The following is a 6,652-nucleotide window of genomic DNA, read 5'->3' on the forward strand; positions in this document are numbered from 1 at the left end:
CACACTCATTTACTCACACCTTCATTAACTCATTTGAGTAGACTTAACACTTCATTTGCCAATTCTCGAACTTCCAGCGCTGCATTGCTGTTCGGCTCAGCATCGAGAACTGTTGTACCGGTGGCCGCTGTGCTCGGGTAAGCGACACTCTGAGTAATCCGAGCCCCCAAAACTGGCAGACCATAACCCTCTAGTGCCTCTTTAATTTCTGCACCGATCTTGGTGTTCTTGATAGCCCTGCTCACGATAAAAGCGGCCTTGAGGCGCCCATCCGTTATCTCTATGCGCTGCTTCACCAAATCAACGAGATCAGAGGCAGCCCAAACGTCATAAGGGGACGGTTGGACTGGAATCAGTACCAGATCGCTTGCCTTAATTGCGGATATAGCCAAGTCCGCAGCCTGTGGAGCACCATCAATCACGATAACGTCTTTGTGAGACACGGCTTTAATGTCGCGCTCAATTGTTGGCCTATCAATCCCAACAACCAGTACCGGCTGATCGTCCCGAACCGCGGCCCAGTCACGGGAGCTTCCCTGCGGATCACTATCAATCAATAAAACGTCATAGCCAACAAGCTGAAAAGCTCTACTTAGATGAGTGGCAATTGTGGTTTTGCCGCTCCCCCCTTTTTGATTAAGCACTGATATTACAAACATTCCCCTCTCCCCGTGAAAACTCAAAAACTCAAAAACTCAAATGATGAACCGCTAGATAATATACTAAAAAACAAACATTAAGCGTGAAAACTTCGATGGGTTGGTCGTGAGGACGTACGTAAGGATTTCCCTAGTCCCTTTAAGATTGGTAGGGCTACAAGTGGAGATATGAAGAAATAATGCAATGGTTGGAGGAAAAAATGGTCGAGGAAAGTGCCTGAAAAACAGTCACTAAAGCACCTCATTTGAGGCCGTAACGATAACTATAGTTGACACATGCCCAAGCGTTCACCCACAATATAGATGTCAGCACATACCGGAACTTCTAACAGAAGGGTGCAGATGTCGGAGAAGCTAGATTAGGTTCTCCCCTAGCCTGAGAGCAGGATACCCAAAGACCAGACCGACAATTGAATAGAAAAAAACAAAAGGTGCCTATGGCGCCTTTTGTTTTTACAGCTTGCTGATACCAGCTGCGCGCTGAGATAGAACAAATTCAAATGGCAGATTCTTCCCTCTTGGTAACTGCCCCCACTGATCCAATGTGTATGCACTAACCACATGTAGTCGCAGAAAACCATCCGTACCAGCGGGCTTTCTAATCTCCATCAAAATGAAATCATCATGTGAATTCAGATGGTAATACCGTTGCCCGCTAGTGCCGGAGATAAATGCAGTCACATACTCACCATCAACAGCTCTTAATATTCGTTCTGTTAACGATCGACTTCCCTCATACCGGCCTTGACAGAAGTAACGTTGCTCCATTTTGTGTCTGATCGGTTTTCCATGACCCTTTTCATCAGTAAACACGTGAAAACCAAACGTAATTTCAATAGACAGCAACCCTGACTTAGTTTCCACTTGATGCACTGCCGGTCTCAGATGACCCATTTCATAATGGCGACCAAAGCTCTCAACATCCCCCCACGCTACACCAGCCATACTTTCACTCCCAAGAGGCTCCAACCTCAATAACACGGGCAGCCAAGGCGTGGTATCTCAGATCCCGAACCTTCTCCCCCTCACTGTAAATTCTCTTGATCACAACAAGAGGATGAACGATCAATACGTACTGATAATCTCCTGACGAGCCACTTTTACAGGAGATGAAACCCAACTCTTGTAGCTTCTTCATTCTCCCAGACCACGTGGTTACAGCTCTTTGCCCAGAGAATCCTGACTCATAGGCAAGCGCATCCTTGTCCTTAATCTCTATAAAACCTTCATCAGAAACTCGGCACCATAGAGCGGTATAGACCTGAGCTAACGGCGCCCCACTCCCTGACAATTCATCCAATATCCTAGAGATATGCGGCAATGTTCTCGGGATCGTTGCGTAACCATCATTCTCGTAGCGAGTCCAAACAGGGAGATCCTTTAATTCATCCCCCCACAACTCAGTGACTAAAGCCTTTCGCCTCTCTGCCTGGGTTTTCCTACCTGTCTTCTTAGCTTTCTCTGACATCATCACCTCCAACGCCCAACCAATACAGGCATATTACGATAATATCCTTTTAATTCAATGACTTATGCAAATACTTTCGATTTTTCACATTGCAGAATGATAGACGAAGATTAAACCACACTACACAAAACAAGAACAAACAAACAACAAGATGTAAAATATAAAACACAAAACACAAATAACACGCTGATTTACATCAGTTTTTATTAATTATGTGGTGCTCGCAGTCCTCGATTGTTCTCAATGTGCTCGATGTGCTCGTTTGGGCTCCATGGGGTGCAGGGGGGATACTGGCGTGAGCGTGAACATCAAAACCCGAATGAAAACTTGAAAATGCACATGCCATTTGATGTGCGCATAACGCCTTTTATGTTCAATGGCCGACTTCACCTGGTAAAACACCCACCTTCGGCCAAAACGACCTCACAGACCGCATTCTTACAGGCTTTAACCCCCAACCTAACCCAATCCCAAGCTGAAAGTTTGCAACGCTTCTAAGACCGTTTTGAGGTTCGGATCTAGCTGTTCCGGTTTTGGTCCTATTGGGTGTCCAACCGGACATAACCAACCGTCGGCCCTCCTACCTGGTGCATCCGATTTGGGTGGGGCCACTGGCCCCACTCATCTCCATCTCAGGGCAAATCCGAGAGCCAATACCGCAGCAGCGAAGCCGAGGTTAGTGGCAAAGGGATTGGTCGCGAGGGTGTGTAACAGTTCGAACATGGGATCTCCTTTGCTGGTGCTCTTTGATGCCATCGTCGCAGCTGACCGGAGGCGTTTCCTCCGGGGGGATTTCCGCAACGAACGAGAGAACCCTACTGTCACGACGTTGCATAACCCAACCCCTCCTTCGACCAGGTGCGAGCAGCCGTTCGCTCGTACCTGGGCCGAGGAGGTGGCAAGCGTAGCGCGGCAGGCTGTGGCCTTGGTTTTCCGCCCCGTAGGGCTCCAACTTTAGGTACTAAAGTGTAAGGAGAACACTTTGGCATCTAACTCTGGTACTGTTACCCGAGACCAAAGGCAAGGAGCAAAGACACAATGGCGCTCTCGTTTACATTCGCAGTCGACAAGATGCAGGCCCCAGCAATCGGAAGAGCAGAGGGGCACAACCTCCGCCTCCACGCCACCGAAAGCCAGCTCAGACCGGAGGCATGGTTTACCCCAGAAGGCCGTCACCAGGTAAAACCATGGCGACCGGAAGCGCTGGTGAAGTCCAAGGGACTCGCCAAGCGCAAAGACGCCGTGCAGGCCATCCAGTTCGTGATCCAGCTCGGCAACCAGACCGACTGGCGAGACGAGCCAGAGCCAGACTTCCCCGAGGGGAGGCCGCTCAACATTGCCGACCAGATCAACCTCGCGGCCCGGGGGATCAAAGCGTGGGCGGCGCAGGAGTTCGGGGAGGAAAACATCGTTGGGATTGACCTCCACACCGACGAGAGCAGCCCCCATTTCCATGTCGTCGTGACCCCCATCAAAAACGGCAAGCTACAAGCCAAGGCATGGCTGGACGGACCGACTAAGCTCGCAGCCCTTCGGAAACGGGCATGGCAGGCCGTCAACGCCCATATCAAATGCGAATACACTCCCGGAGCCCCCGGCGGGGCACCGCACGATCCCCGAAAGGCTGCAGGACAAACGCCGGCCCCAACCCTGCTCGACAAAATTAGCGGACACGCCAAGGCCCAGAAGCTGGAGCGCGAAAACGCCGCACTACGCGAAGAGAATGCCCAGCTCAAGCAAGTCCTGTTTAGCCGCCAGAAGGGTCGCTACAGCGCGGACAACGTGGAGCTGGCCCAGCAGGCGGCAACGGCAGCACAAAAGGCCCAGAGCGAGCTGCAGAGGGCGCAGGGAGAGGTTAGAAGGCTAACCATGGACCTCGACAACGCTCAGAGCGCGATAAGCCGACAGGGGGGAGAGATCGACAAGCTCAAGGGATACAACCGGACACTGGCAGAGCAGAACAACAAACTGGAAGAGAAGCTTCAAGAACTGCAGCCAAACAAAAGCCGCGGCATGGGGATGGGGCGATGAAGGCATGGCAGGTTGTCGGCCTGCTAGCTGCAGTGCTGGCACTGCAGGGGGCGGTAAGCTCATCGAGCGGCTGGATCATGGGGCTGTTCGGCCTGCATGACGTGTTCAGCTGGGCCGCCCCTGCATGGTGGGAAGGAGCGGCATGCTTGGGGGCGCTGTCCCTTCTGCTGCGCTGGGCGAAAGTCTGATATATCAGACCTAGCGGCTGCTCAGGTCTATCTCGATGCGGCGAAAGCCGATGCCATTCGCAGTGTTGGCGGCTGCATCGATGGAGGAAAAGACCCGCCAGCCACCGCGCTGCCTCTCCACCACTTCGGTACCCGCCTTCCCAAAGCGCACCAGGTGAAGATGGAACCCGGCCCCCATAGGGGTTGGGACGATCATCGCCTTGGAAAATCCCCCCATATCGAACACGGTCGTGGCCTCTTTTTCCTGCATCATCAAATCCTCAAAATGAACAGTCAAATCGTAAATTTGATGATATACCATTTGGAGCCAGCAGCAATCAAAAAAGGAATTTGAAGCATCGAATCAGTAAAATGATTTTCAGTGCGGCTCAAGGCCCAAGGCAATCAGGCGTTCGCGCCATTCTCCGGCGTCCAAATCGAAGTTGAGTAGGCCGCTTTCGACACTGATCCGCCCCCCAAAATCGAGCAACTGCATCTCCCGCAGATCGCACAGACGCTGACCCACCGCATCCAGTAGCCATACCCGATCACCATCAACCTCGATCTCGTGCTTGTCGAGCTGCATAGGTTTCAACTCGCAATGCCCTGTGGATTTACGCCACTAATTGGGGCCGGAGCAGGACCATTAACTATCTTGCTAACGGCTGATTGGCTAACCCCGTACTGAGCGGCCAGTTGAACCTGTGTATAGCGGCCCGCGCAGTAGAGGTGGTAAATCTCCCTTCGACACTGCTCAGAAATCTGTTTTTCAAAACTGGGGGCCGCAAGACTAAGCATCTGAGACAGGGTCTTTTGATGCTCGATAAGAGACTGGTAGCTCTGATTGAATGTCAGCTGAAGCTGTGAAAACTCAAAAACTTTTTCAGAAGATGACAGCGTGGAGCCCATATAAACGAGCCGTTGATGAACCGTTGCGACATAGTTCTCAAGCTCGTAAACAAACTGCTGTAACCGTGCAATTTCGTGCCGTTGGTTCTGCTGTGCAAACTGCATATAGGCTGGTGAATGCTGTTGTTCGAACATAGATAGGCGCCTCAGGAATATTTGGAATATAAGGATATTCTAAGTATTCCTGAGGCGCCAGCCCTTCGCTATACGCCACCTACATTCACACCAGAGGTACACGAGAAGAGACGGCGCCAAAAGGGGCCACCCGCTCCGTGGATAACCGCTGCCGCCCACAAGCCAAACAAATGGCATGTGGACGGACAGACGCAGTTACCCACCTCGCAATGAGCGATCCTCTTTAGTTTGAAAAGAAAGAAAAAACCCGGGCGAGCCTATCTTTCGCTGCGCTTCAAGATAGGCTCGCCCTCCTGCTTGGCTACGTTAAAATGACGTAGTTACGCTGGATAGCTCGCCTTGCTCAGGACTATCGAGGCTGCTTGCGGCAGCTCCCCCTCACGCGTTCCTGAGACACACCTCGCCATTCTGCACCTGCTTCAGTCCCCACCTGTGGGCCGGACTGCCGCGCCATTTTTATCGAGCTGGCCGTGGTTGGTTCCCCGTTACGCTCGGTGCTAGTGCCCCAAGGCTGCGAACCCTGAGAGGCTATGGTGCGCGTCGCACGCTGGGCAGTATGTGAGGTTTCCCCGTTCTGCCCGACCAACCACACCCACACACGGCAACAAACTCATACTTCCAATCCGTGCGGGTACGTCAAAGCGCCAAAGGTGGTGGCCTTCGGTAACGGGCATTTGAGCAGGAAAACTTGATTGATGGGCGCCGAGAGCGCTAAACTGGGAACTGTATTAGGGTATCTGCTTCCTGCTCGAAGCCGTTACCTGGTACAAAGAGCGCCAACTCTGAGTACCATCGAAAAACCGCCCGCCAAGGCGGTTTTTTCGTTTCTGGTAGAAAGCATACGCGTTAGATCAAGATCAGTGCAAGAGGGGCGACATGATCACACTAAAAAACAACACCTGATTTTTCATCAGCTTGGTAACTGTTACCAAGGCTCACTTCAATAACACTATTGCGATCACATTGATCACTCCAACCCCTCGACAAACTCGGTAAGAATATCCTTGATCGACTTTCCTTGAGATGCAGCGTAGGTCTTCAGTCGCGTATGCAGCGCCTCCGACAGGTCGAAGTTAACTCGCTTCATTTTGTCAGTACCTGATATATCACTCATCGTCATCGTCCGTTTCTCGCTGCTAGGGCGACCAGCCTTTAACACACTCATTTACTCACACCTTCATTAACTCATTTGAGTAGACTTAACACTTCATTTGCCAATTCTCGAACTTCCAGCGCTGCATTGCTGTTCGGCTCAGCATCGAGAACTGTTGTACCGGTGGCCG

General features: G+C 51.7%; 9 protein-coding genes. 2 read left to right on the plus strand and 7 right to left on the minus strand.

The window, feature by feature from the left end:
- Positions 1-29 precede the first annotated feature (29 nt).
- From parA to KW821_RS21285, 3 genes are all read right to left on the minus strand, one after another.
- Entirely contained in the window at positions 30-659 is a 630-nt protein-coding gene (parA, locus tag KW821_RS21275; protein WP_218292839.1) for a ParA family partition ATPase, read from the minus strand.
- A 453-nt stretch (positions 660-1,112) separates the two neighbouring features.
- The gene (locus KW821_RS21280; protein WP_218292840.1) at positions 1,113-1,604 is read right to left on the minus strand and encodes a hypothetical protein; all 492 of its coding nucleotides are present in this window, start codon (positions 1,602-1,604) and stop codon (positions 1,113-1,115) included.
- 4 nt (positions 1,605-1,608) lie between these two features.
- Positions 1,609-2,127, minus strand: a complete 519-nt coding sequence (locus tag KW821_RS21285; RefSeq protein ID WP_218292841.1) for a hypothetical protein — start codon at positions 2,125-2,127, stop codon at positions 1,609-1,611.
- Positions 2,128-3,165: 1,038 nt separating this feature from the next.
- Here KW821_RS21285 and KW821_RS21290 point away from each other — a divergent pair.
- On the plus strand, positions 3,166-4,158 hold the full coding sequence (locus KW821_RS21290; RefSeq protein WP_218292842.1) for a plasmid recombination protein: 993 nt from the start codon (positions 3,166-3,168) through the stop codon (positions 4,156-4,158).
- Positions 4,155-4,346 (plus strand): hypothetical protein, encoded by a 192-nt coding sequence (locus KW821_RS21295; protein WP_218292843.1) that lies wholly within the window; start codon positions 4,155-4,157, stop codon positions 4,344-4,346. Before KW821_RS21290 ends, KW821_RS21295 begins: the two co-directional genes overlap by 4 nt.
- Positions 4,347-4,356: 10 nt before the next feature.
- On the opposite strand, the gene KW821_RS21300 is transcribed toward KW821_RS21295, so the two are convergent.
- The 4 genes from KW821_RS21300 to KW821_RS21315 all read right to left on the minus strand — a co-directional run bounded on the left by KW821_RS21300 (position 4,357) and on the right by KW821_RS21315 (position 6,534).
- Complete coding sequence (locus tag KW821_RS21300; RefSeq protein ID WP_218292844.1) at positions 4,357-4,596, minus strand: plasmid replication protein RepB; 240 nt, start codon at positions 4,594-4,596, stop codon at positions 4,357-4,359.
- A 108-nt stretch (positions 4,597-4,704) separates the two neighbouring features.
- Positions 4,705-4,911 (minus strand): hypothetical protein, encoded by a 207-nt coding sequence (locus KW821_RS21305; RefSeq protein WP_218292845.1) that lies wholly within the window; start codon positions 4,909-4,911, stop codon positions 4,705-4,707.
- A gap of 5 nt (positions 4,912-4,916) precedes the next feature.
- On the minus strand, positions 4,917-5,369 hold the full coding sequence (locus KW821_RS21310; protein ID WP_218292846.1) for a helix-turn-helix transcriptional regulator: 453 nt from the start codon (positions 5,367-5,369) through the stop codon (positions 4,917-4,919).
- 967 nt (positions 5,370-6,336) lie between these two features.
- Positions 6,337-6,534 carry a plasmid partition protein ParG gene (locus KW821_RS21315; RefSeq protein WP_218292847.1) on the minus strand — a complete coding sequence of 66 codons (198 nt, stop codon included), beginning with the start codon at positions 6,532-6,534 and terminating at the stop codon, positions 6,337-6,339.
- Positions 6,535-6,652 lie beyond the last annotated feature (118 nt).

Source organism: Aeromonas sp. sif2416, assembly GCF_019218665.1.
GTDB classification, from domain to species: Bacteria; Pseudomonadota; Gammaproteobacteria; order Enterobacterales; family Aeromonadaceae; genus Aeromonas; species Aeromonas encheleia.

What these genes read in the sequence shown, in the direction of transcription:
- KW821_RS21295 (WP_218292843.1), top strand. Translation starts at nt 4,155, where the DNA reads ATGAAGGCATGGCAGGTTGTCGGCCTGCTAGCTGCAGTGCTGGCACTG.
- KW821_RS21315 (WP_218292847.1), bottom strand. Translation starts at nt 6,534, where the DNA reads ATGAGTGTGTTAAAGGCTGGTCGCCCTAGCAGCGAGAAACGGACGATG.
- KW821_RS21305 (WP_218292845.1), bottom strand. Translation starts at nt 4,911, where the DNA reads ATGCAGCTCGACAAGCACGAGATCGAGGTTGATGGTGATCGGGTATGG.
- KW821_RS21280 (WP_218292840.1), bottom strand. Translation starts at nt 1,604, where the DNA reads ATGGCTGGTGTAGCGTGGGGGGATGTTGAGAGCTTTGGTCGCCATTAT.
- parA (WP_218292839.1), bottom strand. Translation starts at nt 659, where the DNA reads ATGTTTGTAATATCAGTGCTTAATCAAAAAGGGGGGAGCGGCAAAACC.
- KW821_RS21290 (WP_218292842.1), top strand. Translation starts at nt 3,166, where the DNA reads ATGGCGCTCTCGTTTACATTCGCAGTCGACAAGATGCAGGCCCCAGCA.
- KW821_RS21310 (WP_218292846.1), bottom strand. Translation starts at nt 5,369, where the DNA reads ATGTTCGAACAACAGCATTCACCAGCCTATATGCAGTTTGCACAGCAG.
- KW821_RS21285 (WP_218292841.1), bottom strand. Translation starts at nt 2,127, where the DNA reads ATGTCAGAGAAAGCTAAGAAGACAGGTAGGAAAACCCAGGCAGAGAGG.
- KW821_RS21300 (WP_218292844.1), bottom strand. Translation starts at nt 4,596, where the DNA reads ATGCAGGAAAAAGAGGCCACGACCGTGTTCGATATGGGGGGATTTTCC.